Source organism: Lysobacter arenosi, from assembly GCF_016613475.2.
GTDB lineage: Bacteria > Pseudomonadota > Gammaproteobacteria > Xanthomonadales > Xanthomonadaceae > Lysobacter_J > Lysobacter_J arenosi.
This window is the reverse complement of record NZ_CP071517.1, coordinates 3,612,748-3,637,368: the sequence shown is the minus strand read 5'-3', so window position 1 is coordinate 3,637,368 and position 24,621 is coordinate 3,612,748. Positions and strand designations below refer to the sequence as shown.

Genomic DNA, 24,621 nt, shown 5'->3' with positions numbered 1-24,621 from the left:
CCTCATGACCCCGTCCCCCGCCTCGCCCGTACGGCTGGTCCTCAGTACCTGCGCCGATCCGCAAAGCGCCGATGCCATCGCCAGGGCCCTGGTCGGCGAGCGCCTGGCCGCGTGCGTCAACGTCCTGCCCGGGGTGTCGTCGACATACCGCTGGCAAGGGGCGATCGAGCAGGCCGAAGAAGTCCTGCTGCTGATCAAGACCACCGCCGATCGCCAGGACGCGCTGATCGCGCGGCTGCAGGCGCTGCACTCCTATGAACTGCCCGAGGCGGTCGCGGTCGAAGCCGTTGGCGGCCTTGCCCCCTACTTGCAGTGGGTGGCCGAACAGACCCGGAAAGATGACTGAATCCATTCAATTTCGCCTCCGCGGCGCGCTGCTGACCCTGGTCCTCACCGCAACGGCACTGGCCACGTCGGGCCTGGTCGCCACGCCGGCGCATGCCGCGATCAATCCCGACGACCTGCTGCCCGTCGACGAGGCGTTCGCCTTGCGCGCACAGGCGCCCGGCGGCGACCGGATCGAGATCCACTGGCGCATCGCCGACGGCTACTACCTGTACAAGCACCGCATTGCGGTGCAGTCCGATGCCGCATTCGCCGCGCAGCCGCTGCAGTTGCCGCAGGGCAAGGCGCACGAGGACGAGTTCTTCGGCCGGGTCGAGACCTATCGCCAGGCGCTCACCGCGGTGTTGCCGGGCCAGGCCCAGGGCGGCGCACGCCAGGTCACCCTGAAGGTGCGTTACCAGGGCTGCGCCGACGCCGGCATCTGCTATCCGCCGCAAACGCGCAGCCTCAGCGTCACCCTGCCCGAGGCAAGTGCGGCAGCTGCGCAACCGGCGGTCGCCTTTGGTCCTGCGCGCGGCGCCGTGCCGCTGGGCGGCGGATTGCTGGCCGGCAAGGCCGGCGCCACCGATGCCTTGCCGCTGCCACCAGAGCAGGCCTTCGGCTTCGAAGCGATTGCCGGCGACGGCAACACGCTGCTGCTGCGCCTCACTCCGGCGCCGGGCTATTACCTGTATCGCGACAAGACCACGCTGCGCCTGGATGACGCGGCGACGAAGGCCGGCATCGCGCTGGGCAAGCCGCGCTGGCCGCAGGGCGTTGCCCACCGCGACGAGCACTTCGGCAACGTGGTGGTCTATTTCGACCAGGTCGAATTGCCGGTTGCGCTCACGCGCAGCAAGGCCGATGCGGCCACGGTGCGACTGACCGCAGGCTTCGAGGGATGCCAGACCGATGGCATCTGCTATCCGCCGATGACGCGAACCGTTTCTGTTGCGCTGCCGGCCGGAGTGGTTGGCGCGGCTGCGGCTGACGCTCAACCCGACCCGGCTCCGGCCCTGCCTTCGAAGGAAAGTCAGCAGAGCGCTGCCGCCTCAGCTGCTCCTGCCGTTGAGCCCGATGCTTCAAGCGGAGCGTCGAGAGCGGACACGAAGTCCGGCGAGCTCGCCGAAGACAGCCGCCTGGCCGCATCGCTGGCCGGTCCCAACCGCTGGTGGGCGCTGGCGAGCTTCTTCGGCTTCGGCCTGCTGCTCTCGTTCACGCCGTGCGTGCTGCCGATGATCCCGATCCTGTCCGGGCTGATCGCCGGGCACGGTCCGGGCCTGGGCGCGCGTCGCGCATTCGCGCTGTCCTTCGTCTATGTGCTGGCGAGCGCCCTGGTGTTCACCGTCGCCGGCGTGATTGCCGGCCTGGTCGGCGCCAACCTGCAGATCGCCTTCCAGAACCCGTGGGTGATCGGTGCGTTTGCGCTGCTGTTCGTGGCGTTGGCGCTGTCGAGTTTCGGCCTCTACGAGCTGCAGTTGCCGGCCGGCCTGCGCAACAAGCTCGGCTCGATGAGCGATCACCAGCGCGGCGGCTCCTGGGCCGGCGTGGCGGTGATGGGCGCATTGTCGGCGCTGATCGTCGGCCCGTGCGTGGCACCGCCACTGGCGGCAGGCGTGCTCTATATCGGCCAGACCCAGGATCCGGTGTTCGGCGGTGCCGCACTGTTCCTGCTGGCGATGGGCATGGGCGTGCCGCTGCTGGCCTTCGGCGTCGCCGCCGGCAAGGGGCTGCCTACCAGCGGCCCGTGGATGGTGGCGGTGCAGCGCGCGTTCGGTTTCATCTTCCTCGGCCTGGCGGTATGGATGCTGTCGCGCGTCGTGCCCGGTGCTGCGACGCTGGCGCTGTGGGGCGTGCTGCTGCTGGCAGCGGCGGCCACGATCGCGGTGGCAATCAAGGCCGCGCAGCGCTACGGCGTGCGCGTGCTCGGCTGGACGACGGCGCTGCTGCTGGGCGTGGTCGGCGCGACGCAGCTGGTCGGCGCGATGGCCGGCGGCAGCGATCCGCTGCAACCGCTGGCCGGCCTGCGCGGTGGCAACACTGCGCACGCGGCTGAACTTCCGTTCCGCAAGATCAAGTCATTGGCCGATCTCGAGCGCGAAGTCGGCGCGGCGAAGGCCGCCGGCAAGCCGGTCATGCTCGACTTCTATGCCGACTGGTGCGTGGCCTGCAAGGAGATGGAGAAGTACACCTTCCCCGAGGCCTCGGTGCATGCGGCACTGTCCGGCTTCGTCCTGCTCAAGGCGGACGTCACCGCCAATGACGACGTCGACCAGGCCCTGATGAAGCAGCTGGGCATCATCGGGCCGCCGGCCACCTTGTATTACGTCGATGGCAGCGAGCGCCGCAACCTGCGCCTGTTCGGCTTCGAAGCGCCCGCTCCCTTCGTCGAGCGCATCGGCAAGGCCAGCCGCTGATGGCACTGAGCGCCACCAGCAAGATCCTGCTGGTCGCCGTGGCCGCCGGCACGCTCGGCGTCCTCGCCGGGCTCTGGTCGAACGGTCCCGGGCCGCTGCTGCGCAGCGAAGTGGGCCAGCGCGCTTTGCAGACGGTGATGGATGCCAGCGCGCCGGCCCCTCCGGCCGGCCTGGCGGTGGCCCGTCGCGGCGAAGCGATTCCGGCCCTTCAGCTGCCGGGACTCGACAGCACGCCGGTGCGGATTCCGGCCGATTATTCCGGCCGTCCGATCGTGATCAACCTCTGGGCGAGCTGGTGCGGCCCGTGCATCGAGGAAATGCCCGAGCTCGACCGCTTTGCGGCCAGCCAGGATGCCAACGGCACGCAAGTGGTCGGCATCGCGCTGGATGATGCCGCCTCCGTGCGGGCGTTCCTGCAGCGCATTCCGGTCCGCTACCCGATCCTGCTCGACCAGGCCGGCCCGCGCGACGCCGGTGTGCAACTGGGCAATGCCAAGGGCGTTTTGCCCTATACCGTGCTGGTTTCCGCCGACGGGCGACTGCTGAAGCAGAAGATCGGCCCGTTCGCGCACGGCGAAATCGACAACTGGGTCGCAAATTAGAGCGACCACTCAAACAACTGCTTAAATCCTGACAACTTCGTCGATACGGTAGCGAACGTCTGGACACCTCGGCCGGCATCGCGCACACTGCCCGCCTTTGAGGCAGTTCGTAGGGAGCAGCGCGGGTCCGCCATGGCGAAGTTGTTGGTTCTGCACGGCCCCAACCTCAACCTGCTCGGCAGCCGCGAGCCGGAGGTGTATGGCCACGCCACCCTGGGCCGACATCGACGCCGACCTGCGCCAGCGCACCGAAGCGGCCGGTCATGCCTACGACAGCCTGCAAGCCAATGCCGAGCATGTCCTGGTCGACCGCATCCAGGCCGCCCGCGAGGACGGCACGGCGCTGGTCCTGATCAACCCGGCGGCGTTCACCCATACCAGCGTGGCCATCCGCGACGCGCTGGCGGCAGTCGCCATCCCCTTCTACGAAGTGCACCTGTCCAACCCGCACCGGCGCGAACCGTTCCGCCACACCAGCTACTTCAGCGACCTCGCCGTCGGCGTGGTCTGCGGCTTCGGCGCCGACAGCTACCGCTACGCCCTCGACGCCGCGCTCAAGCGCCTGGGCCTGATTTCCCTTTCAAGACCGTCGCCCCGTATTCCGGGACGACCACCATCAACGACCCTGAGGCCCACCATGGACCTGCGCAAAATCAAGAAACTCATCGACCTGCTCGAGGAGTCCAACCTCGCCGAGATCGAGATCAAGGAAGGCGAAGAGTCCGTCCGCCTGGCCCGCACGCCGCGCGGCGTCGCCGTGGCCGCGCCGGTCATGCACGCCGCCCCGGTCGCCCATGCGCCGGTGATGCCGATGCACGGCCCGACCGAGGCCGCCACCGGCGGCCACGCCAAGCCGCAGGCAGACCTGCCCGAGGGCCATGTCGTGCGCGCGCCGATGGTCGGCACGTTCTACGGCTCGCCGTCGCCGGACAAGCCGGCGTTCGTCACCGTCGGCCAGGCGGTCAAGGCCGGCGATACCTTGGGCATCATCGAAGCCATGAAGATGTTCAACCCGATCGAGGCCGACGTTGCCGGCACCGTGCTGAAGGTGATGGTCGAGAACGGCCAGCCGATCGAGTTCGACCAGCCGCTGTTCGTCATCGGTTGAGATCAGCCCATGCTCGATAAAGTCGTAATTGCCAACCGCGGTGAGATCGCGCTGCGCATCCTGCGCGCGTGCCACGCGCTGGGCATCCGTACGGTCGCGGTGCACTCCACCGTCGACCGCAACCTCAAGCACGTCGCCATGGCCGACGAGTCGGTCTGCATTGGCCCGGCACCGTCGACCGACAGCTACCTCAACATGGCGCAGATCATTGCCGCCGCCGAGGTCACCGACGCCCAGGCCATCCACCCCGGTTACGGCTTCCTCTCGGAAAACGCCGACTTCGCCGAGCGCGTGGAGCAGTCGGGCTTCATCTTCATCGGGCCGAAGGCCGACACCATCCGCCTGATGGGCGACAAGGTCGAAGCGATCCGCGCGATGAAGGCCGCCGGCGTGCCGTGCGTGCCCGGCAGCGGCGGTCCGCTCGGCGACGACCCGGCCACCAACGTCAAGATCGCGCGCGAGATCGGCTACCCGATCATCGTCAAGGCGGCCGGTGGCGGTGGCGGTCGCGGCATGCGCGTGGTCCACACCGAAGCGCACCTGACGGTGGCCATCCAGACCACCAAGTCCGAGGCCAAGGCTGCGTTCGGCAACGACATGGTCTACATGGAGAAGTTCCTGGAGAACCCGCGCCACGTGGAGATCCAGGTCCTCGCCGACGGCCAGGGCAACGCCATCCACCTGGGCGAGCGCGACTGCTCGATGCAGCGCCGCCACCAGAAGGTGGTCGAGGAAGCGCCGGCACCGGGCATCACCCCCGAGCAGCGCGCCGAGATCGGCAAGGTCTGCGTCGAGGCCTGCCTGCGCATCGGCTACCGCGGCGCCGGCACGTTCGAGTTCCTGTACGAGAACGGCCGCTTCTACTTCATCGAGATGAACACCCGCATCCAGGTGGAGCATCCGGTCACCGAGATGGTCACCGGCATCGACCTGGTGCGCGAACAGCTCAACATCGCCGCGGGCCACAAGCTCGCCATCAAGCAGAGCGACGTGGTGCTGGAAGGCCATGCGATCGAGTGCCGCATCAACGCCGAGGATCCGGAGACGTTCATGCCGTTCCCGGGCCTGATCCAGCACTTCCATGCCCCGGGCGGCCCGGGCGTGCGCGTCGACAGCCACATCTACGAAGGCTATCGCGTGCCGCCGAACTACGACTCGATGATCGGCAAGCTGATCGTGCACGGCCCGGATCGCGAGACCGCGATCGCGCGCATGCGCGTGGCGCTGAGCGAGATGGTCGTCGACGGCATCAAGACCAACGTGCCGCTGCAGCAGCGGATCATGTCGGACGCCGGTTTCCAGCAGGGTGGGATGAACATCCACTACCTGGAAAAGCGCCTGAAGGAACAAAAGGAAAAGGCGCTGTCGATCGTGTGATCGGCGCTGCGACGCGGCAAAGAAAAACGGCGCCCCTGGGCGCCGTTTTTCATTTGATGATGCTTGCCAGGCCGGAGAGGCGGCCAGCCTGGGTCCCGGCGTTCGCCGGGATGGCGGTCAGGTCAGCGCGAGCCCACGATCGTGGAGGCATCGGCCGAGGCATCGTTGTCCACGGCACCCTTGTCCAATGCCTGCGCCTTCTGCGCGCTGCCGGGAATCGACTCGACCCCCACGTTCGAGGACGGACTGACGATCATCACGTACTCGCTCGAACCGTCGGGCCAGACCATCTTGAACGTGCTGCCCGGCGGCAGGGTCGAGAACGGCGCGCCGCTGCTGGCGCGATAGACCGCCGCCACCTGGGCCGCGCCGGACATGCGCACGTCCTCGTCGGCGTCCACCGTGGTCACCGCCACCTGGGACAGGTGCCGGTACTCGTCGCCGAGCACGTCGATCACCACGCCAGCCGCCGACACCGAATAGGTGGCGAACAGCAGCACCCAGAAGTACCGGCGCGCCTTGTCGCCGAATCCAAGCTTCATCATTGTCCTTTCCTCTTCTCGCGCATCAGCGAGTCGACCATTGCATTGACCACATCGACGCCCTGGCGCGGAATCGCGGCGTCGTATACGAAACTGGTGAAATCCTGCGACGGGTCTGTCGAACAGATCCCGCCGTTGGCGCAGTAAGACGTCATCAACGAACTCTGCGGCCCGCAGTCGAGGCCGAGCCTGCATGCCGCCAGTTGCCAGGCCAGTTCGGAGAACTGGGTGCCGGCGACCTGGTCGGTCATCGACACACGACCGCTGGAAGCGATGCCCATGCCCGGCGACAGCGCCGAGTAGGCATCGGGATCCTTCGATTCCTGCACTCGCTCCACGAGGTCGCGTGCGTAGTCCTCGCCTTGCTTGACCGGCTTGCCGGTGGCCAGCAGCGAAGCTTCGGCGGCCAGGCTGCCCGCTTCGGCCGCTTCGGTGCGCTTGACCACGATCATGCGCGGCGACAGGTCGTCCTGCGGCACGAACCGGGAGCAACGGTGGCTGACACGTTCGCGCGCCGCAGCCATTGCCGGCGAGCCGCGCATCGCCATCTCGCGGATGACCTGGGTGTCGCGCGCAAACGCGGCGGGCGCCATGGCATACCCGGAGCAGTAGTCGTAGACGCGACTGACCATCCACTTCGCCTCGGCGTCGCCCCGGCGCACCGCTGGTTCTAGCGACTGCATGTACGCAAACAGGTCGTCGCTACTTTCGAACTCGACGCGGATCTGCGGCACGTGCCTGGCAACCGGCGCCACCGAGATCGCCTGCGAAGGCGGCATGTCGCCACCGATGGACTGCTCCGCAATCGCTGCGTCCACCGCGCCCAGTTTCAGGATGCCGCTCGTGCCGGCATTGGAATGATGGCTGCGAACCCAAGCCGCACCGGCCACGAACAGGATCGACAGCGCCACCACGGCGACCGAGACGCGCGCACGCGTGCCCGATCCCCCATGGGGTCGCCCTCTGAATCCTGTTTCCAGCGTGTCCGACATCCGCATGTGGCCGGTTTCGGCGAATAAGGCGGCCATTCTAGGGCATGGCGACTCCGCCACAGCGTGCGGTCTGACTGAACGGGCGGGTCAATCCGACGGGCCGGACAAGCCGCGCCGCCTCGCCGCCGGCTGGCGAGCAGACTTGCTCGCTTTACGCCGACCGCCCCACCCCGCAACATGGCCGCCCCCCTTGCCCCTGCGCGGTCCATCGCGCCCGCCGCCATGCCTTACCTCGAACTCACCGTGCCCTGTACCGAAGTCCAGCAACCGCGCTATGAGCGCGCCCTGGAGAACGTCGGTGCCCTGGCCGTCACCCTCGCCGACGCGCACGCAGACGCCCCGGACGAGCAGGCGATCTTCGAGCCGGGCGTCGGCCAGACCCCGCTGTGGCACGAGTTGACGCTGACGGCCCTGTTCGAGGGTGGTACGCCGCAGGAGCTGCTGCTGTACGCCCTGAGCGCCGCCGACGAGGACCTGGACTGGTCGCGCGCCAGCTTCCGCGACGTAGCCGACCAGGATTGGGAACGGGCCTGGATGGACCAGTACGAACCACTCCAGTTCGGCACGCGCACCTGGATCGTGCCGTGGAACCATGACCTTCCCGCCGGCGCCGACGCCGCCGATGCAGCAGTCGTCCGCCTCGACCCGGGCCTGGCCTTCGGCTCGGGCACGCACCCGACCACCGCGCTGTGCCTGCAGTGGCTGGACCAGCTCGCCAGCGAGGGCGCGCTGGCCGGCGCCCGCGTCCTCGACTTCGGCTGCGGCTCGGGCATCCTCGCCCTGGCCGCGCTCAAGCTCGGCGCGGCACAGGCCATCGGCGTCGACAACGACCCGCAGGCCCTGATTGCCACCGCCGACAACGCCGAACGCAACGGCGTCGGCGAGCGCCTGCAGGCCTGGATGCCCGACCAGGAGCCGGCGGCAACCTACCCGGTTGTCGTCGCCAACATTCTCGCCTCGGCCCTGGTGGCGCTGGCCGACACCCTGGCCGCACGGGTCGCCCCCGGTGGCCGCATCGCCATGTCGGGGATCCTTGCCGGCCAGGAGGACGAGGTGATCGCGCGCTATGCCGCCGATTTCGACTCGCTGCAGGCCGATCGACTCGAAGACTGGATCCGCGTCACAGGCGTACGTCGCCGCTGACCGCGTCGACGTGCTTGAATACGACCGGGGATTCACCGGATCGAACAACGGGCACGAGCATGGCCGAAGGCCGGGCAATGCCTGACGGTCCGGTGCCGTCGCCTCACCGCTCACCCATTCCGGCTTCAACCCGACTCACGCCATGTTCGTCCCGTGCCCTCATTGCGGATTCCTGGTTGCGCTGATCGCCACACGCGATCGCGCACCGCAGCGGTGCCCGCGTTGCGACGGCATGGTCGAGTCACCCGACGTGATTGCGGACGAAGTGATCGCGACGGACGATGCACCCGCCGTCGAATGTGCCGATGTCGCCAGTCCGACGACGGCGACACCGTCACAGGAATCGACCGAGCTGCTGCAAGCCGACGCAGTCGTCGCGCAACCGGCGGCCGGCGCGCCTGCAGCTGATGCACCTGCAGCGGACACGACCGAAAGCGAACCGGCAACACCGACATTCGAACAGGCCATCGAGGCCGCCGCGATCCGTCCCGCCGCGCCACGACGGCAACGCCGCGGCGCGCGTCCGCGGCGCAAGGGTGAACCCAGTTTCGCCAGTCGCGATCGCGCCGCTGATAACGCACGCCTGCACTGGCGCTGGTACGCGGCACTGGCCGGGCTGGTACTGCTGCTGGGCTTGCAACTGCTGCTGGCACAGCGCCGCGAGCTGGCCGCCGATGCACGCTGGCGCCCCTATGTTTCGGCGCTTTGCACCGTCGCCGGCTGCGACGTGCCGCCCTGGCACGAGCCCGCGGCGTTCACCATGATCCAGCGCAACGTGCGGGCCAAACCCGGCAGCGCCGGCGTGCTCGCCGTGGAAGCGAGTTTCCGCAACGACGCGCATTGGCCGCAGCCGTGGCCGACGCTGCTGCTCGGCCTGTCCGATGTCGACGGCCGCTTGGCCGGACAGCGCGCGTTCACCCCTGGCGAGTACCGTCCCGGTCAAAAGGCCACTGACGTCCTGCTGCCCGGACAGAGCGCGACCGTGACGCTGGATGTCATCGAACCGGCGCCGCGAATTGTCGCGTTTACCTTCGACTTCCGATGAAGGGTGAGCCATCACATTGTCGCCTGCGACAGGCCCGCGCTAGACTCCGCTTCCCGTCGGCTCCCCTGCCCGGACCGACGGCACCGCCGCAGCACCTGCGAAACACCGAAGCAACGCGTACACCCTGGGGATCATGTTGAACGCAGCCGCCGACCGAACCGACTCCGCACGTAGCGCACCGCGCGTACCGTTGCGCGATCATGTCGCGACGTCGATCCGCCGCTTCCTCGGCGACCTTGACGGCAGCGAGACCGAGAACCTCTACGAGATCGCGCTGCGCGAACTCGAGATCCCGCTTTTCATCGAAGTGCTGCAGCACTGCGACGGCAACCAGAGCCGCGCCGCGTCGATGCTCGGCATCCATCGCGCCACGCTGCGCAAGAAGCTGCGCGAGTACGGCCTCGACTGACCTGCGGCAGCGGCTCCGGCCGCGACACCCGCCGCTGCGGCGGTGACCGACCCGGTCCCGGTATAATTCCCGGCTCCCGTCGCCGTCCCCCTCCCCACATGACTTCCGAGCGTTTGCCCGCCTCGCCGGTGAAGATCCGCCGCGCGCTGCTGTCCGTGTCCGACAAGACCGGCCTGATCGACCTTGCCCAGGCGTTGGCCGCCCACGGCGTGGAGCTGCTGTCCACCGGCGGCACCGCCAAGGCCATCCGCGAGGCCGGACTGGCGGTCAAGGACGTTTCGGACGTCACCGGTTTCCCGGAAATGATGGACGGCCGGGTCAAAACCCTGCACCCGCTGGTGCACGGCGGCCTGCTCGGTCGCGCCGGCACGGACGATGCGGTGATGGCCGAACACGGCATCGGCGCGATCGACCTGCTGGTGCTGAACCTGTATCCGTTCGAGAAGGTCTCGGCGGACCCGTCCAGCAGCATGGAAGACATCGTCGAGAACATCGACATCGGTGGCCCGGCGATGCTGCGTTCGGCCGCGAAGAACTTCGCCCGCGTCGCCGTCGCCACCGATCCGGCGCAATACGCCGGCATCATCAGCGAACTGCAGGGCAACGACGGCGCACTCGCCGCCTCCACGCGCTTCGCCCTGTCGGTGGCCGCGTTCAACCGCGTCGCCCAGTACGACGCCTGCATCAGCGACTACCTCTCGGCATTGCAGGCCGATGGCAGCCGCGCGCTGTTCCCGGCGCAGCAGAACAGCAACTTCGTCAAGGTCATGGACCTGCGCTACGGCGAGAACCCGCACCAGCACGGCGCGTTCTATCGCGACCTGTATCCGGTGCCGGGCACGCTGGCGACGTTCACCCAGCTGCAGGGCAAGGAACTGAGCTTCAACAACCTCGCCGATGCCGACGCCGCGTGGGAATGCGTGCGCCAGTTCGAGCATCCGGCCTGCGTGATCGTCAAGCACGCCAATCCCTGCGGCGTCGCCCAGGGCGTCGCCTGCGGCGATGCCTACGAGCTGGCTTACGCGACCGATCCGACCTCCGCGTTCGGCGGCATCATCGCCTTCAACCGCACGCTCGACGCGGCCACTGCCAAGGCCATCCTTGATCGTCAGTTCGTCGAGGTGCTGATCGCCCCGGACTACGAGGATGGCGCGCTCGACTACGCCCGCAAGAAGGCCAACGTCCGCGTCCTGCGCATTCCGCACGGCGAAGGCCGCAACAATTTCGACATCAAGCGCGTCGGCTCGGGCCTGCTGATGCAGACCAGCGACATCCGCGAAGTCACCCGCGACGAGCTCAAGGTCGTCAGCAAGCTGGTGCCGACCGCAGCGCAGTTCGACGACCTGCTGTTCGCCTGGCGCATCGCCAAGTTCGTCAAGTCCAACGCGATTGTCTACGCGAAGGATCACCGCAGCATCGGCATCGGCGCCGGCCAGATGAGCCGCGTGGTCAGCGCGAAGATCGCCGCACTCAAGGCCGAGGAGGCCGGGCTGGTCGTGCCCGGTTCGGTAATGGCGTCGGATGCGTTCTTCCCGTTCCGCGATGGCATCGACGCTGCGGCCGCGGCCGGCATCAAGGCCGTGATCCAGCCCGGTGGCTCGATGCGCGACGGCGAGGTCATCGCCGCCGCCGACGAGCACGGCATCGCCATGGTCTTCACCGGCGTGCGTCATTTCCGCCACTGAGCAAGCGCTTAGCTGAAGCGGCACTCCATGATCCCGGCGCAAGCCGGGATCATGCGTTGTGGGGTCCTGACCGCGTCGTAACCGTCGCTGCGGCACACTCCACCCAAACAACCAGGCGCACAGTGCCATGTGGATAAGAACCGAGACGCAGGCCGACCACACGGCCATCAACCAGGTCATCGCCGCTGCCTTCGCCGACCAGGAGGGCTCGGGCCGGACTGAACAGCGCATCGTCGAGGCCCTGCGCGCGGACAACGCCCTGAGCCTGTCGCTGGTGGCCGACATCGACGGCCGCATCGCCGGCCACGTGGCGTTCTCGCCGGTGCGCATCGGCAACGGCAGCGAGCGCTGGTACGGCCTGGGTCCGGTGTCGGTGACGCCGGCGGACCAGCAGCACGGTGTCGGCAGCGCGCTCATCCGCGCCGGCCTGAGCGAACTGGCGGAGCGCGGCGCACTGGGCTGCGTGGTACTGGGAGAGCCGGAGTACTACCAGCGCTTCGGATTCCGCCACATGCCGGGACTGCGCTTCGGCGATGTGCCGCCGGAGTACTTCCAGGCGCTGGCGTTCGGGGATGGCGTCGCCGAAGGTGAAGTCATGTACCACGCGAGCTTCACCGCGCCGTAAAGGGGCCCGGGCCGATCAGGCCGATTGCGGGCGACAACAACGTTCTGATCCATTACAGGACCCCATCCGTCCCGTAAAATCCGCAGTCCCGCGCCGCGGCACACCAGGAGCACGCATGAAAGTCCTCGTAATCGGTTCTGGTGGTCGCGAGCACGCGCTGGCATGGAAACTGGCGCAGTCGCCGCGCATCGGCGAAGTGCTGGTCGCGCCCGGCAATGCTGGCACCGCGGCCGAGCTGAAATGCCGCAACGTCGACGTCGCCGCGACAGACATCGACGGCCTGCTCGCCCTGGTCGACAGCGAAGGCGTGTCAGTGACCGTGGTCGGCCCGGAAGGCCCGCTGGTCGCCGGCGTGGTCGACCGCTTCCGCGCCGCCGGCAAGCGCATCTTTGGGCCGAGCGCGCAGGCTGCACAGCTGGAAGGCAGCAAGGCGTACGCCAAGCACTTCCTCGCCCGCCACGGCATCCCGACCGCGCACTACGCGGTGTTCACCGAAGCCGACGCAGCCCTCGATTACATCCAGGAGAAGGGCGCACCGATCGTCATCAAGGCCGACGGCCTCGCCGCCGGCAAGGGCGTGATCGTGGCGATGACCCTGGCAGAGGCCGAGGCAGCGATCACCGACATGCTCTCGGACTACGCGTTTGGCGCCGCCGGTGCGCGAGTGGTGATCGAGGAGTTCCTCGACGGCGAGGAAGCGAGCTTCATATCGATGGTCGACGGCACCACGGCCCTGCCGATGGCGACCAGCCAGGACCACAAGCGCGTCGGCGACCGCGACACCGGCCCCAACACGGGCGGCATGGGTGCGTACTCACCGGCACCGGTGGTCACGCCGGAGGTGCACGCACGCATCATGCGCGAGGTGGTCGAGCCGACCGTGCGCGGCATGGCCAGCGACGGTGTGCCGTTCACCGGTTTCCTCTATGCCGGCCTGATGATCGACAAGTCCGGCGCACCGAAGGTGATCGAGTTCAACGTGCGCTTCGGCGATCCGGAAACGCAGCCGATCATGCTGCGCCTGGAGTCGGACCTGCTCGATCTGGTCGAGGCCGCGATCGACGAACGCCTGCACGAAGTCTCGGCGAAGTGGGATCCGCGCCCGTCGCTGGGCGTGGTGATGGCGGCCGAAGGCTATCCCGGCACGCCGCGCGTCGGCGACGTGATCGGTGCATGGGACACGCCCGACCTGGACGACACCAAGGTCTTCCACGCCGGCACCAGGATCGAAGGCGAGCACGTCGTCACGTCCGGCGGCCGCGTGCTGTGCGTGTGCGCACTCGGTGACACCGTGCTCGCCGCGCAGCGTCGCGCCTACGCCGAGATCGCCGGCATCTCCTGGCACGGCGAGTTCCATCGCCACGACATCGGCTGGCGCGCGATCGAGCGCGAAACGGCAGATCTCGAACCGGCGTGACGCGAACCGACCTGAGCCCGATTCACTGAGCCAAGGTCAACCCGCCGCCTCTTCCGGAGGCGGCTGCAGGCTCACCGCAACCTCTTCCAGGTCGGTGATCGCCGCTTCCAGCGCATCGTGGAACTCGGCCTGGCGCGACATCAGGTCCTCGATGGCCTGTGCCTTCTTGAGCTTGGACAGCTCGCCATCGAACAGCAGCCATTGCGTCGTCAGCAGCTCGACATTGTTCTTGGAGTAGTGACGCATCTCCTTGAGCTGCAGCACCGTGTCGTTGACGTGCTCGAGCGGGGTCTTGGTGTCCGCGGTCATGACGCCTCCTTATGCAAGGGTGTCCGGCGCAGGGTAGGCGGGGGAAGCTGGCTGGGAGCGGAATGGACGCCTTTGCGTCACCTTCACACTGCGCCTGGCACGCCCATTTGCTAGTCTCGCGCAAATCGCAACCGGGCCTCCCCAGCGCATGGCGCATAACCAGTTCGAGCTGCTGCGGCAGCGCCGCTTTCTGCCCTTCTTCGCGACACAGGCATTTGGTGCCTTCAACGACAACGTCTACCGCCAGGCCATCATCGGCCTGCTGTTCTTCCTGGGCATCAGCCCGGAGCAGCGCACGCTCTACACCAACCTCGCGCCGGCGTTGTTCATCCTGCCCTACTTCCTGTTCTCGGCCACCGCCGGGCAGATCGCCGAGAAGCTGGAGAAGTCGCGGCTGATCCGCATCACCACGACGATGGAGATCGCGATCATGTCGCTGGCCGCGGTCGGCTTCCTGACCCAGAACATGGTCGTTCTGCTGGTCGCGCTGTTCTGCACGGGCCTGCAATCGACGCTGTTCGGGCCGGTGAAGTATTCGATCCTGCCGTCGGTGCTCAAGCCCGAGGAACTCACCGGCGGCAACGGCCTGGTCGAGATGGGCACGTCGATCTCGATCCTCGCCGGCATGATCTTCGGCGGCCTGATCTTCGCCGTGGCCGGTGCGCACGGCCCGATCGTGGCGGCGACTTCCATCATCCTGCTGGCGGTGGCCGGCAACCTGGTCAGTCGTGCGATCCCGCGCGCCGAAGCCGGTGCGCCGGACCTGAAGATCAACTGGAATCCGATTCCCGAGTCGGTCGCGATCCTGCGCATGGCCCGCAAGCAGCCGGCGGTGCGCAACGCCATCCTCGGCGTGTCGTGGTTCTGGTTCGTCGGCACGGTGCTGACCTCGCAGCTGCCGACCTACGCCGAGGTCAACCTCGGCGGCAGCGGCACGCTCTACATATTCGTCCTGGCGCTGTTCTCGATCGGCACCGGCGTCGGTTCGATCCTGTGCGAGAAGCTGTCGGCGCGCACGGTCGAGATCGGCCTGGTGCCGCTGGGCGCATTCGGCATCAGCGCCTTCATGGTCGACCTGTACTTCGCCCGCAGCGGCCTGGCACCGGCGCAGGTGTCCACCGTCGGCGCCTTCCTGTCGCAGCCGGGCAGCTGGCGCATCGCCATGGACCTGGTCGGCATCGGCCTGTTCGCCGGCTTCTTCGTCGTGCCGCTGTTCGCGTTGATCCAGAGCCGCACGCCGCGCGACGAGGTCTCGCGCGTGATCGCCGCGATGAACATCCAGAACGCGGTCTTCATCGTGCTCGCCGCCGGGCTCGGCATCGCCGTGCAGCGCCTGCTCGGCTGGTCGATCCCGCAGGTGTTCCTGGCACTGGCGATCGCCAACGTCGTGGTCGCGATCTACATCTTCACGATCGTGCCCGAATTCCTGATGCGCTTCCTCAGCTGGGTGCTCGTGCGCGGCCTCTACCGGCTGCGCGTGCACGGCGTGGAGAAGCACGTGCCCGACGAAGGCGCGGCGCTGATCGTGTGCAACCACGTCAGCTACATGGACGCGCTGATCCTGGCCGCGAGCATCCCGCGGCCGGTGCGCTTCGTCATGTACTACAAGATCTTCAACATTCCGGTGATGAGCTGGATCTTCCGCACCGCCAAGGCCATTCCGATTGCCGGCGCCAAGGAGGATCCGGAACTGATGCAGCGCGCGTTCGACGAGATCGACGCGGCGCTGGCGGAGGGCGAAATCGTCGGCATCTTCCCGGAAGGCGGGCTGACCCGCGATGGCGCGATCGCACCGTTCAAGTCCGGCGTTGAGCGCATCCTCGAGCGGCGCCCGGTGCCGGTGGTGCCGATGGCCCTGCGCAACATGTGGACGAGCATGTGGAGTCGCCGCGACGGACGCCTGGGCCGGATGCGGGTGCCGCGCCGGTTCCGCGCGCCGGTGGAGGTGATCGCCGAGGCTCCCATCGACGGTGCCGTGGCCGATGCACCGATGCTGGAGGCGCGGGTGCGCGAGCTGCGCGGCGACGCGGCCTGAGGCATTGGCGCGGCAGTCACCACGCCACAACGACAGGCGACTGCCTAGGATCGGCCCTGACCACGCTCGCAGGGCCGCCAATGAGCACGCTGCCACCGGCAACGCCCCAGTCGCCGCCCGCGTTGCCCAGTCACCTGCCGTGGGCGATCGGGATCACGATCGCCTCGATGCTGGTCTTCTGCATCCTCGGCACGATCTCGGGCATCGTCGCGATCGTCTATGGCGCGCAGGTCAACCGCAAACTCAATGCCGGTGACGACGCCGGTGCCGGCGAAGCCTCGCGCAGCGCCAAGGTATGGTGCTGGATCACCACGGTCCTGATCATCCTGGGCTTGTGCGTGGTCGCGCTGTTCTTCTACAGCGGCGGCTGGGCGAAGTACCAGCAGATCATGGAAGAACTCGAGCGCATCCAGCTGCACGGCTGACGAAGGACGCCAGCCGCGGACTGCAGAAACCTCAGCTGACCCAGCCGGCGATCACGAACAGCGCCAGCACCGCCAGCCAGACCAGCAGGCTGCGCCAGACCAGGCTCATCGCATCGCGCAGTTCCGGCAGTTCGGCCGACCAGGCCGGCGGTATCGCCGGCAATGCCGGCACGCCGCCCTCGCCCACCTCGACGCTGCCGCCGTTGTCGCTGGCGTAATCTGCGGCCTCCTCTGCCAGCTCGCACTTCACGCTGGCACGCGCCACCGCGCCGAGGAACGGCCGGTCGAGATCGAACGACGCACCGCCGGCTTCACGCCATGCACCGAGCACGGTGTCGAAGTTGCCAACCAGCGCCAGCGACAGCGTCATCAGCTGCGCCACCGGCCAGTCGAGCAGGGCCAGCAGCTTGCGCGCACCAAGGCGAGTCTCCACGGGCAGTTCGGCGGAAGCCTCGCCCTGCGCGGCCAGTACCGTGAAGCGGTACAGCAGCGCGCCGACCGGCCCGAGCAGGAGGAACCAGAACAACACGCCAAACCAGCGCTGCTGGGCGTTGCGGAATACCGCTTCGATCAGCGATGCCCCATCGAGCGTCGCCGGCATCTCGCCTTCCGGCCACAGACGCGATGCGGCGGCGCGGCGCGAAACCGGGTCGCCTGCGCCGGCAATCGCTTCCACGTCCAGGTCGAGGTCGCGTGGACCCCATGCGTAGAACAGCACGGCAATGGCGAACGCCAGGCCGGCCAATCCCCACAGCGGTTCGTGCAGGGCAAGCTGGAACAGGCCGACCGCGAGCAGCGGCGGCACCAGCGCGATCACCAGGCCCCAGCGCCCGCGCCAGAAATCGTTCGTCGACAGGCGCGCATCGAGCCAGCGCAGCCAGTTGCGATACCAGCTGTAGTCGCGCACCGAGGCCGCCAGCGACTGCGCCAGATGGCCGAGCACGAGCGCGACGACAACGGCGATCAGGGTTGCGGACATTGCTCAGGCTCTCCAGGCATCGCGACAGCGGCTAACCGGTCGATTCTAGGATCATCCGCCAATGGCTGTCATGGTCGAGGCAGCGGTCACCTTTCCAGGCTTCGTGACGCTCGCAAGACAGTGGAATCAACGTTCCGGCGTGGCTTCGCCGGCCTGCAGCCACTGCTCGATCAGCCATCGCGAGATCGAGATGCCGGGCGACAGCACTGCGCCCTGGCCATCGTCGCGGTCACCGCCCCATTCGCCGCGGGCACGCGCCGCGAGTACTTCCTCGCGCGTGAACCAGCGCGCTTCCTCGAGCTCGTCGCCGACCTGCGGCTCGTCGCTTTCGGCCTGTGCACTGAAGCCGAGCATCAACGCGCCCGGGAATGGCCATGGCTGCGACGCCAGGTACCGGCACGTGCGCACGCGCACGCCAGTTTCCTCGAGCACTTCGCGCGCGACGGTCTGCTCGAGCGATTCACCCGGCTCGACGAACCCGGCGATCACCGAGTAACGCCGTGCCGGCCAGGACTTCTGCCGGCCGAGCAACAATCGCGCACCGTCGCTGACCGCGACGATCACGGCCGGGTCGGTACGCGGGTAATGTTCGGCGCCGCATTGCTCGCAGCGGCCTTGCCAGCCGGCGCGCGACAGCGCGACCACGCCACCGCATACGCCGCAATGGCGATGGCGACTGCGCCAATGCTGCAGCGCGCGCGCCTGGGCGAAAACGCTGGCTTCGAAACCGGGCCACAGTCCGGCGGCGCTGCGCAGGTCGACCCGGCGCGGCGCCACGAATGACGTCAATGCACCTTCCAGTGCGAACCAGGCACCGCCTTGCGCGTCCAGACCGAGGAACACGGCCGCGCCGATGCCACCGGGGCCTTCGCTGATCTGCTCGCCGTATGGCGCCAGCAAGCGGCCGTCGTCGTCGGCATAGGCATCGCCACGTTCGTCGAGCACCACCACGCGCGCCCGTGGCCAAGGACGCCTTCAATGCATCGGGGTCGTCGCGCAGGCGATCAGCGCGGTCGAGGGCGGCACGGCAGGCGGAATCGACGCCCGCCTCGACGAAGGCGAAAGGTGCCGGTTCGATACTCACACCGCGAACGACGAGCCGCAGCCGCAGGTGGTCTTCGCGTTCGGATTGCGGATCACGAACTGCGCGCCATGCAGGCTTTCGGTGTAGTCGACCTGCGCGCCCATCAGGTACTGCAGGCTCAGCGGGTCGACCAGCAGGGTGACGCCGTCGGTGTGCACGGCCAGGTCGTCCTCGCCCTGCTGATCGTCGAACTCGAAGCCGTACTGGAACCCCGAACAACCGCCGCCCTGGATGTAGACGCGCAGCTTGAGGGCAGCGTTGCCTTCTTCGGCGATCAGTTCGCGGACCTTGCTGGCGGCCGCGGAAGTGAACTGCAGCGGGCGATCGAGCGACTGGTAATCCGGCGTCGCGAGCGTGGGGATGAACGTTTCCATGCGATCAGGATGGGGGGCGCGGCGGTCGTGTTCAAAGCCTCACGGGCGGTTGGATGCGTTCCGCACGCGTATCGGAGGGCCTGGCGGTCACTCCGTCGCGGTCGCAGGCGCGATGTCGCGGATGGCATCTGCCCAGGTGAACGACTGCTCGATCGCGGCGCCGGATTTCGGCGCCAGGCGCACGCTCACCCGCACCGGGGTGAAGTCCGCAGGCAGGAACACATCGCCTTCGACCTGCTGGAAGTACTTGAACGAGTACGGCACACCGGTCGCGCCCGGTTGCTGGCGCAGCTCGCCCCAGGCCAGCTTCTGCAACTTGCCGGCGCGCGTGCCCTCGATGGTGAGGCTCAGCTCGCCGGTGCTGACCGCACCGCGGTTGAGGTTCTGGGTCAGGGTGGTGGTGAAGTGCCAGGCGGTGTCGTTCTGCGGCTGCAGCCGCAGGGCATGCACTGCCAGGCCGCGACGCTGCGCGGTGCTGCCGACGAGGCGCTCGTAAAAGGCGACGTCGGCCCGCAGTGCGGCGACCTCTTCATCGCGCTCGGCCAGGGTGCTCTGCAGGTCGCGGTTCGCCTCGCGGCTGATCTGGTCGGAACGGGTCAGGGTCGAGACGCGCTGCTGCAACTGGTCGATTTGCGTCTGCTGGCCGCGGGCGGCGCGCTGGCTGTTTTCCAGCACCACGCGCGGGTCGCCCGGATCGGGCGAGAACACCCGGTACAGGCCCCAGCCGCCAAATCCGAGCGCGAGGATCAGCGCCAGGCCGGCGATGGTCACCCAGCGCGTCTGCACCTGCATGACCGGCCACGCCGGCGCCGCCTCCGCTGCGGCAGCCTCGGCGGGTTCGCCAGGCTCGGTGGCCTGGGGAGCCTGGGGTGCTTGAGGAGCCTCGGGAACGGGTTGGGTCATGCCGGTCGCCACGGGAATGCCGGCGACCAGCCTACCGCGCCTGACTGTGACGGTCAGCCCAAAGCGGCGTGGGCGTCCAGATGGCCTTCAGCCATGGCGCGGGCTTCGGCATGGGCCTCGGCATGGATCAGGCGGCCGGTCAGGACCGATCCGGCCAGCATTTCGACGACCTGGTAGTGGACGTTGCCCTGGACGCGGGCCTTGGCCGCCAGCTCGACGCGCTCGCTGGCATACACATCGCCGCTGAGCTGGCCGTTGATCACCACCACCGGCGCGCGGACCTCGCCCTCGATGCTGCCCTGTTCGGCCAGCGTCAGCGTCGCCTTCTGGCCTTCCTGGGCGATCACCTTGCCGAGGATCCGGCCTTCGACATACAGCCCGCCGCTGAAATGCAGGTCACCGCGGATCACCACCTGCGGCCCGATCAGGGTGTCGACCTGGCCATCGTGCGCGGCCGTCTTGTTCTTGAACATCAGTCATTGCTTCCGGTTGTTGGCCCGCGCCAGCGGACCGTTGCTGCCATGTGTGGATCTTGCTGGGAGGCTGGGGCTCAGAGGCTGGCAATCGTGCCGCCATGGCTCCAGCCCAGGCTCTGTTCGATGGCGACGTCGCCGTTCTGCAGCGACACCCGCACCCGCTGCGGGGTGAAGCCGGCCGGCAGCATGACGCTGCCGCCGAGCTGCTGGAAGTAGCGGAACGAGTAGTCCTGCGCCGGCCAGTCGTTGCGCTGGTGCAGCTCGTTCCAGCCGATCGAGGTGAGCTTGCCGTCGCGTACGCCTTCGACGTTGAAGCGCAGTTTGCCGCGGCTGATCGCGCCCTTGTTGAGGTTCTGCGTCAGCACGATCTGGTAGCGCCAGGTTCCGCCGGTCTCCGGCGTGAACTGCGCCGAATGCACGCTCAGGCCTTTTGCCTGTCCGGTGGCGCCGACCAGGCGTTCGTAGAAGGCGATGTTGGAGCGCAGGTCGGAAATCTCTTCCTCGCGTTCGGCCAGCTCGCTCTGCACCTGCTTGTTGGCGACTCGGCTGATCTGGTCCGAACGGGTCAGGGTCGCTTCGCGCTGCTCCAGCGTCTCGGCCTTGTCACGCCAGTGATCGAGCTGCACGCGGGCGGCGTCGAGCTGGGCGGTCAGTTCCGGCAGGCGCGGTGCGGCGCGGCGTTCGGCGCCGAGCCAGGCAACGGTCAACGAGGCCAGCCACGCCACGACCAGCACGCTGACGATCAGCGGGCGCCGGTCAGGGCGCTGCTGGACAATGGTGAAGCGCGGCGGTGGCGCCTTGCGCGGCGGCTTGTTCATCAGCATGCGTGCCGATGGCCTGCGCCACCGGATCCCCTGCCCCTATACTCGAACCACAGTCTAGCGAGGTAAAAGCCGTGACGGATGCGCACCTGTTCGCAATTGGTGTAGTCCTGGCCTGGCTCGCCGGCATCCGGGTCTACCTGACCGTGTTCGGAGTCGGCCTGGCCGGCTTTTTCGGCTGGCTCGACCTGCCACAGGCCCTCGAAGTCACCGCCTCGCCCTGGGTGCTGGGCGTATCGGGCGTGCTGGCGGCGGCGGAGTTCTTCGCCGACAAGATCCCGGGCGTCGACTCGGGCTGGGACCTGCTGCATACCCTCTTGCGCGTTCCGGCCGGCGCCTTCCTGGCGGCGGCGACGCTCTCCCCCGACGGCCAGCTCGGCGCCGGCGCACTGGCGGCGGGCGCAGGCGTGGCGCTGACCAGCCACGTGCTCAAGGCAGGTTCGCGCGCCCTGCTCAATACGTCGCCGGAACCGGTCAGCAACTGGACCGCCTCGATCACCGAAGACGTTGCCACCGTCGGCGGACTGGCTCTGGTGTTCGCCCATCCCTGGATCGCCCTGTCGCTGGTCGTGCTGGTCAGCGTGGTGCTGGCACTGCTGCTGTGGTGGGTGTGGCGGACGCTGTTCCGCCGTGCGCCACGGCCCGGTCCGGTGTGAAGGTTGCATCCGGCAAAGCTAGCGGACATCGCCACCGCTCGACATAGGAAGCTTCTCAAAGCAGACGCTCCTAGAAGGGGCCACACAACGAAAAACGCCGCCGGAGATCCGGCGGCGTTCGTCTTTGGAGGAAGTCGGCGCGTGCCGCCCGACTCACTCCTCGATCTTGGTCAGCAGGTAGTTCTGCTCGCCCAGGCGCTCGATCAGCGACAGCTGGGTCTCGATCCAGTCGACGTGTTCTTCCTCGGAATCGAGGATGTCGGCGAACAGCTTGCGGCTGACGTAATCGCCCACCGTCTCGCAGTACTTGATCGCCTCGCGCAGCATCGGCAGGGCCTCGAGCTCGAGCGCGAGATCGCAGGCCAGCACTTCGCGCGGGTTCTCGCCGATGCGCAACTTGCCCAGCGCCTGGAAGTTCGGCAGGCCATCGAGGAAGAGGATGCGCTCGGACAACTTGTCCGCGTGCTTCATCTCGTCGATCGACTCGTGGTACTCGTGGTCGGCGAGTTCCTTCAGGCCCCAGTTCTTCAGCATCTTGGCGTGCAGGAAGTACTGGTTGATCGCGGTCAGCTCGTTATAGAGCGCCTTATTGAGATATTCGATGACCTTGGCGTCGCCCTTCATGGCCCGGCTCCTTGTGCGTGCAATGACCGGACTCTACCCCGTTCACGAACGACGTGACGGAACGCGAATCGAGTGCATCCGCGAGCAGGAATCAGTGGCGATTGGGGCTTGCGGACCCTGGTCCGCGGTGCCGCGTCAGGCGGCTTGCTGCATCACTGCAAAGGGCAACTCGCGGACCGCACGGGCGGCTTCGAGCATCGAGCCGGCCATGTCCAGGCAGCTGCCGCAGTTGGCGCCGGCGCCGGTTCGCATGGTCAGTTCGGTCACGCTGCTGCAGCCCGCGTCAGCGGCCTGGCGGATGTCGTGATCGGTAACCCCATTGCAGATGCAGACGTACACGGCGGTTTGGTTCTGGCTGACAGCCGGTTCGGCTGCGGGAACCATTTCGCCATGAATGAGAATGATTGTCAATAAATACGGGCAGTGATTGTCATTAACGCGAGCCCTGCCCCGGTTCAGCCCCGCCGGGACCCCTCCAGCGCGCCCTCTGGCGGTTGCGGGGCTGGCTGCGGGGGTCTTGGCAATGGAACTCCGGGCCCGGCGCCGGCACGGCCTGGGGGCCGGCCACCTGGCGGGCGACCGGGGCCAGGTGGTTGAGCGCGCGGGCGTAGACCCCGCGCTTGAACATCACCACATGGGCCACCGGGTACCAGAAGTCGACCCAGCGCCAGTTGTCGAATTCGGGCTTGTCGGTCAGGTCCAGGCGCAGGTCCGACTCCTGGCCGGTCAGGCGCAGCAGGAACCAGACCTGCTTCTGGCCGATGCAGACCAGGCGGTCGTGGCGGCGGATCGCCCGCTGCGGCAGCCGGTAGCGCAGCCAGCCGGGAGTCGCGCCCAGGACCTCGACGTGCTCGGGGAGCAGGCCGGTTTCCTCGCGCAACTCGCGATACATGGCCTCCAGCGGCGTCTCGTCGCTGTTCATCCCGCCCTGCGGGAATTGCCAGCCGTCGCGATGCACTCGTCGCGCCCAGAACAGGCGTCCGTCGGGGTGCATCAGTACAATGCCGACGTTGGGTCGGTAGCCGTCCGGATCGATCACGATGCGGACTCCTGAATTCACTGTGTCCGACTCTGCCATGCCGTACGCCGTGACGACAAGGTCTGCAAAGCCGGCGGCTTGGGGCGACTCGTCAAAAGACGATTGACGCGGACCCCCTCGGCATGAATAATTCGCGGTTCACCGCGTGGCTATGTAGCTCAGCCGGTTAGAGCACAGCACTCATAATGCTGGGGTCGGTGGTTCGAGTCCACCCATAGCCACCACTCGGTACTGCAAGAAACCCCGCCTCGCGCGGGGTTTTTTGTTTTCACGGTCCTGCCTGGGGCGCTCCAGCGTGGCGCGAGCGGTAGACGACGTATGACAGCGCCGCCGCGGCCGTCAGGCATGCCGGAACCAGCAGTGCTGCGTAGTCGAATGCGCGGAACACCAGGGCGCCGACGACGCCTCCGCAGAGGAACCCGGAGATGACGAGCACGCACAGGCGCAGCCTGCGTGCATCGACGGCCAGCCCGCGCACGACATGCCCAAGGGAGATGCCCAGGTCGGTGAACATCCCCGAGACATGCGTCGTGCGCACGACCGAACCGCTGTAGGTACTGACCAGCGCATTCTGCAGGCCGCAGGCGGTTGCCGCGGCATACATGCCAAGCGCACTGCGATGGCCGAGCAGATGCACCGCGGCGAACAGCAGGCCCGACTCGATCAGCAGCGCGACGCCGTATCTTCGCCCGAGCTTCAGCGCGCTGTCCTGCACGATGAACCCGCTCAATGCGCAGCCCAGCACGAACGCCAGGATCATGACACCGAAATGGACCGCACCTCGCGGATCACCATCGGCAATCGCGGCGCCGAGCAGGGACGTGGTGCCTGTCAGATGCGTGATGGCCTGGTGGCCGAAGCCGAGCAGGCCGACGACGTTGATGATTCCGGCGATGAACGACAGCACCCACGCACCTGTCCACACCCACCCGGGCAACCTGGTAATCACGATCGGTTTCGCCCCCTTACGTTGATTGCAGGCAACGACTGGACCCCGTTCACTGGTCGCCCGCGACGCAACCATGAATGGCCGCAGCGCACTTGCCGTGCCGCTGTTTTGCCACAACCACTGCCGCGTGATGCCATCACGGCCTTTTCACGCTTCGCGGGCAGAAATGTACCAGCAATGATTCATCCGCCTCAGTAGGCGCGCAAGGAAAGTTCACCGCCGACGTGAGCCGTCTGCTCGAGCAGCCATGGCGTGCGCAGG

General features: G+C 67.7%; 25 protein-coding genes, 1 tRNA gene and 3 pseudogenes. 16 read left to right on the top strand and 13 right to left on the bottom strand.

Features of this window, described 5'->3' with window-relative positions; translation table 11 throughout:
* The first annotated feature begins 4 nt into the window (after positions 1-4).
* From cutA to accC, 6 genes and pseudogenes are all read left to right on the top strand, one after another.
* Positions 5-346, top strand: coding sequence for a divalent-cation tolerance protein CutA (gene cutA, locus HIV01_RS16710; protein ID WP_200608720.1), 342 nt, complete (start codon positions 5-7; stop codon positions 344-346).
* Complete coding sequence (locus HIV01_RS16705) at positions 339-2,741, top strand: protein-disulfide reductase DsbD (RefSeq protein WP_207527017.1); 2,403 nt, start codon at positions 339-341, stop codon at positions 2,739-2,741. Before cutA ends, HIV01_RS16705 begins: the two co-directional genes overlap by 8 nt.
* A complete protein-coding gene (locus HIV01_RS16700) occupies positions 2,741-3,343 on the top strand; it encodes a TlpA family protein disulfide reductase (protein ID WP_200608724.1) in 603 nt (200 codons plus the stop codon). The genes HIV01_RS16705 and HIV01_RS16700 overlap by 1 nt, the downstream gene beginning before the upstream one ends.
* A 132-nt stretch (positions 3,344-3,475) precedes the next feature.
* Positions 3,476-3,908, top strand: a pseudogene (gene aroQ / locus HIV01_RS16695) (type II 3-dehydroquinate dehydratase); the annotation flags it as partial.
* Between the two features lie 72 nt (positions 3,909-3,980).
* On the top strand, positions 3,981-4,451 hold the full coding sequence (accB, locus tag HIV01_RS16690) for an acetyl-CoA carboxylase biotin carboxyl carrier protein (RefSeq protein ID WP_200608728.1): 471 nt from the start codon (positions 3,981-3,983) through the stop codon (positions 4,449-4,451).
* Between the two features lie 9 nt (positions 4,452-4,460).
* Complete coding sequence (gene accC, locus HIV01_RS16685) at positions 4,461-5,828, top strand: acetyl-CoA carboxylase biotin carboxylase subunit (RefSeq protein ID WP_200608730.1); 1,368 nt, start codon at positions 4,461-4,463, stop codon at positions 5,826-5,828.
* Between the two features lie 122 nt (positions 5,829-5,950).
* On the opposite strand, the gene HIV01_RS16680 is transcribed toward accC, so the two are convergent.
* Both HIV01_RS16680 and HIV01_RS16675 read right to left on the bottom strand, forming a co-directional pair.
* A complete protein-coding gene (locus HIV01_RS16680; RefSeq protein ID WP_245156854.1) occupies positions 5,951-6,373 on the bottom strand; it encodes a hypothetical protein in 423 nt (140 codons plus the stop codon).
* Entirely contained in the window at positions 6,370-7,398 is a 1,029-nt protein-coding gene (locus HIV01_RS16675; protein ID WP_245156853.1) for a hypothetical protein, read from the bottom strand. The genes HIV01_RS16680 and HIV01_RS16675 overlap by 4 nt, the downstream gene beginning before the upstream one ends.
* A gap of 186 nt (positions 7,399-7,584) precedes the next feature.
* Between HIV01_RS16675 and prmA the strand changes: the two genes are divergently transcribed.
* The 6 genes from prmA (at position 7,585) to purD (ending at position 13,686) form a co-directional block, all read left to right on the top strand.
* A complete protein-coding gene (prmA, locus tag HIV01_RS16670) occupies positions 7,585-8,505 on the top strand; it encodes a 50S ribosomal protein L11 methyltransferase (protein ID WP_200608732.1) in 921 nt (306 codons plus the stop codon).
* A 232-nt stretch (positions 8,506-8,737) separates the two neighbouring features.
* Positions 8,738-9,550, top strand: a complete 813-nt coding sequence (locus HIV01_RS16665) for a DUF3426 domain-containing protein (protein ID WP_200608733.1) — start codon at positions 8,738-8,740, stop codon at positions 9,548-9,550.
* A gap of 136 nt (positions 9,551-9,686) precedes the next feature.
* Positions 9,687-9,959, top strand: a complete 273-nt coding sequence (fis, locus tag HIV01_RS16660; protein WP_158732267.1) for a DNA-binding transcriptional regulator Fis — start codon at positions 9,687-9,689, stop codon at positions 9,957-9,959.
* Positions 9,960-10,057: 98 nt separating this feature from the next.
* Positions 10,058-11,644 (top strand): bifunctional phosphoribosylaminoimidazolecarboxamide formyltransferase/IMP cyclohydrolase, encoded by a 1,587-nt coding sequence (gene purH / locus HIV01_RS16655; protein WP_200608735.1) that lies wholly within the window; start codon positions 10,058-10,060, stop codon positions 11,642-11,644.
* Between the two features lie 127 nt (positions 11,645-11,771).
* Positions 11,772-12,269 (top strand): GNAT family N-acetyltransferase, encoded by a 498-nt coding sequence (locus tag HIV01_RS16650; RefSeq protein ID WP_200608737.1) that lies wholly within the window; start codon positions 11,772-11,774, stop codon positions 12,267-12,269.
* A gap of 115 nt (positions 12,270-12,384) precedes the next feature.
* Positions 12,385-13,686 (top strand): phosphoribosylamine--glycine ligase, encoded by a 1,302-nt coding sequence (purD, locus tag HIV01_RS16645; RefSeq protein WP_200608739.1) that lies wholly within the window; start codon positions 12,385-12,387, stop codon positions 13,684-13,686.
* Positions 13,687-13,722: 36 nt separating this feature from the next.
* Here purD and HIV01_RS16640 read toward each other — a convergent pair whose 3' ends face one another.
* Positions 13,723-13,995 carry a hypothetical protein gene (locus HIV01_RS16640; protein WP_200608741.1) on the bottom strand — a complete coding sequence of 91 codons (273 nt, stop codon included), beginning with the start codon at positions 13,993-13,995 and terminating at the stop codon, positions 13,723-13,725.
* A 148-nt stretch (positions 13,996-14,143) separates the two neighbouring features.
* Here HIV01_RS16640 and HIV01_RS16635 point away from each other — a divergent pair, with 148 nt between their 5' ends.
* Together HIV01_RS16635 and HIV01_RS16630 are read left to right on the top strand one after the other, a co-directional pair.
* Entirely contained in the window at positions 14,144-16,030 is a 1,887-nt protein-coding gene (locus tag HIV01_RS16635) for an MFS transporter (protein WP_200608743.1), read from the top strand.
* 80 nt (positions 16,031-16,110) lie between these two features.
* A complete protein-coding gene (locus tag HIV01_RS16630; RefSeq protein WP_200608745.1) occupies positions 16,111-16,455 on the top strand; it encodes a CD225/dispanin family protein in 345 nt (114 codons plus the stop codon).
* 31 nt (positions 16,456-16,486) lie between these two features.
* Here the strand turns inward: HIV01_RS16630 and HIV01_RS16625 are convergent, their stop codons facing one another.
* The 6 genes and pseudogenes from HIV01_RS16625 to HIV01_RS16600 all read right to left on the bottom strand — a co-directional run bounded on the left by HIV01_RS16625 (position 16,487) and on the right by HIV01_RS16600 (position 21,089).
* Positions 16,487-17,434: a cobalamin biosynthesis protein gene (locus HIV01_RS16625; RefSeq protein WP_200608747.1), complete on the bottom strand. Its 948-nt coding sequence runs from the start codon at positions 17,432-17,434 to the stop codon at positions 16,487-16,489.
* Between the two features lie 126 nt (positions 17,435-17,560).
* Positions 17,561-18,512, bottom strand: a pseudogene (gene nudC, locus HIV01_RS16620) (NAD(+) diphosphatase).
* Between the two features lie 2 nt (positions 18,513-18,514).
* Entirely contained in the window at positions 18,515-18,892 is a 378-nt protein-coding gene (gene erpA, locus HIV01_RS16615) for an iron-sulfur cluster insertion protein ErpA (protein WP_200608749.1), read from the bottom strand.
* An 87-nt stretch (positions 18,893-18,979) separates the two neighbouring features.
* Entirely contained in the window at positions 18,980-19,795 is an 816-nt protein-coding gene (locus HIV01_RS16610) for a DUF6776 family protein (protein WP_245156852.1), read from the bottom strand.
* Positions 19,796-19,887: 92 nt separating this feature from the next.
* A pseudogene (locus tag HIV01_RS16605) lies at positions 19,888-20,268 on the bottom strand (bactofilin family protein); the annotation flags it as partial.
* 77 nt (positions 20,269-20,345) lie between these two features.
* Entirely contained in the window at positions 20,346-21,089 is a 744-nt protein-coding gene (locus HIV01_RS16600) for a DUF6776 family protein (protein WP_200608753.1), read from the bottom strand.
* Positions 21,090-21,166: 77 nt separating this feature from the next.
* Between HIV01_RS16600 and HIV01_RS16595 the strand changes: the two genes are divergently transcribed.
* Positions 21,167-21,748, top strand: a complete 582-nt coding sequence (locus HIV01_RS16595; RefSeq protein WP_200608755.1) for a DUF4126 domain-containing protein — start codon at positions 21,167-21,169, stop codon at positions 21,746-21,748.
* Positions 21,749-21,901: 153 nt separating this feature from the next.
* On the opposite strand, the gene bfr is transcribed toward HIV01_RS16595, so the two are convergent.
* From bfr to HIV01_RS16580, 3 genes are all read right to left on the bottom strand, one after another.
* Positions 21,902-22,372 carry a bacterioferritin gene (gene bfr / locus HIV01_RS16590; protein WP_158732279.1) on the bottom strand — a complete coding sequence of 157 codons (471 nt, stop codon included), beginning with the start codon at positions 22,370-22,372 and terminating at the stop codon, positions 21,902-21,904.
* Positions 22,373-22,507: 135 nt separating this feature from the next.
* The gene (locus HIV01_RS16585; protein ID WP_200609288.1) at positions 22,508-22,711 is read right to left on the bottom strand and encodes a (2Fe-2S)-binding protein; all 204 of its coding nucleotides are present in this window, start codon (positions 22,709-22,711) and stop codon (positions 22,508-22,510) included.
* 94 nt (positions 22,712-22,805) lie between these two features.
* Positions 22,806-23,411, bottom strand: a complete 606-nt coding sequence (locus tag HIV01_RS16580; RefSeq protein ID WP_200608757.1) for an RNA pyrophosphohydrolase — start codon at positions 23,409-23,411, stop codon at positions 22,806-22,808.
* A gap of 147 nt (positions 23,412-23,558) precedes the next feature.
* Between HIV01_RS16580 and HIV01_RS16575 the strand changes: the two genes are divergently transcribed.
* Positions 23,559-23,635 (top strand) — tRNA-Met (locus HIV01_RS16575).
* Positions 23,636-23,679: 44 nt separating this feature from the next.
* Here HIV01_RS16575 and HIV01_RS16570 read toward each other — a convergent pair.
* On the bottom strand, positions 23,680-24,360 hold the full coding sequence (locus HIV01_RS16570; protein ID WP_200608758.1) for a YoaK family protein: 681 nt from the start codon (positions 24,358-24,360) through the stop codon (positions 23,680-23,682).
* Positions 24,361-24,621: the final 261 nt, after the last annotated feature.

Coding starts and splice junctions, on each gene's coding strand:
- HIV01_RS16675 (WP_245156853.1), bottom strand. CDS start 7,398: ATGGCCGCCTTATTCGCCGAAACCGGCCACATGCGGATGTCGGACACG.
- accC (WP_200608730.1), top strand. CDS start 4,461: ATGCTCGATAAAGTCGTAATTGCCAACCGCGGTGAGATCGCGCTGCGC.
- purD (WP_200608739.1), top strand. CDS start 12,385: ATGAAAGTCCTCGTAATCGGTTCTGGTGGTCGCGAGCACGCGCTGGCA.
- bfr (WP_158732279.1), bottom strand. CDS start 22,372: ATGAAGGGCGACGCCAAGGTCATCGAATATCTCAATAAGGCGCTCTAT.
- HIV01_RS16680 (WP_245156854.1), bottom strand. CDS start 6,373: ATGATGAAGCTTGGATTCGGCGACAAGGCGCGCCGGTACTTCTGGGTG.
- erpA (WP_200608749.1), bottom strand. CDS start 18,892: ATGGAAACGTTCATCCCCACGCTCGCGACGCCGGATTACCAGTCGCTC.
- HIV01_RS16640 (WP_200608741.1), bottom strand. CDS start 13,995: ATGACCGCGGACACCAAGACCCCGCTCGAGCACGTCAACGACACGGTG.
- HIV01_RS16630 (WP_200608745.1), top strand. CDS start 16,111: ATGAGCACGCTGCCACCGGCAACGCCCCAGTCGCCGCCCGCGTTGCCC.
- HIV01_RS16610 (WP_245156852.1), bottom strand. CDS start 19,795: ATGACCCAACCCGTTCCCGAGGCTCCTCAAGCACCCCAGGCTCCCCAG.
- HIV01_RS16625 (WP_200608747.1), bottom strand. CDS start 17,434: ATGTCCGCAACCCTGATCGCCGTTGTCGTCGCGCTCGTGCTCGGCCAT.
- prmA (WP_200608732.1), top strand. CDS start 7,585: ATGCCTTACCTCGAACTCACCGTGCCCTGTACCGAAGTCCAGCAACCG.
- HIV01_RS16705 (WP_207527017.1), top strand. CDS start 339: ATGACTGAATCCATTCAATTTCGCCTCCGCGGCGCGCTGCTGACCCTG.
- HIV01_RS16665 (WP_200608733.1), top strand. CDS start 8,738: ATGGTCGAGTCACCCGACGTGATTGCGGACGAAGTGATCGCGACGGAC.
- HIV01_RS16650 (WP_200608737.1), top strand. CDS start 11,772: ATGTGGATAAGAACCGAGACGCAGGCCGACCACACGGCCATCAACCAG.
- HIV01_RS16600 (WP_200608753.1), bottom strand. CDS start 21,089: ATGAACAAGCCGCCGCGCAAGGCGCCACCGCCGCGCTTCACCATTGTC.
- HIV01_RS16635 (WP_200608743.1), top strand. CDS start 14,144: ATGGCGCATAACCAGTTCGAGCTGCTGCGGCAGCGCCGCTTTCTGCCC.
- cutA (WP_200608720.1), top strand. CDS start 5: ATGACCCCGTCCCCCGCCTCGCCCGTACGGCTGGTCCTCAGTACCTGC.
- accB (WP_200608728.1), top strand. CDS start 3,981: ATGGACCTGCGCAAAATCAAGAAACTCATCGACCTGCTCGAGGAGTCC.
- purH (WP_200608735.1), top strand. CDS start 10,058: ATGACTTCCGAGCGTTTGCCCGCCTCGCCGGTGAAGATCCGCCGCGCG.
- HIV01_RS16700 (WP_200608724.1), top strand. CDS start 2,741: ATGGCACTGAGCGCCACCAGCAAGATCCTGCTGGTCGCCGTGGCCGCC.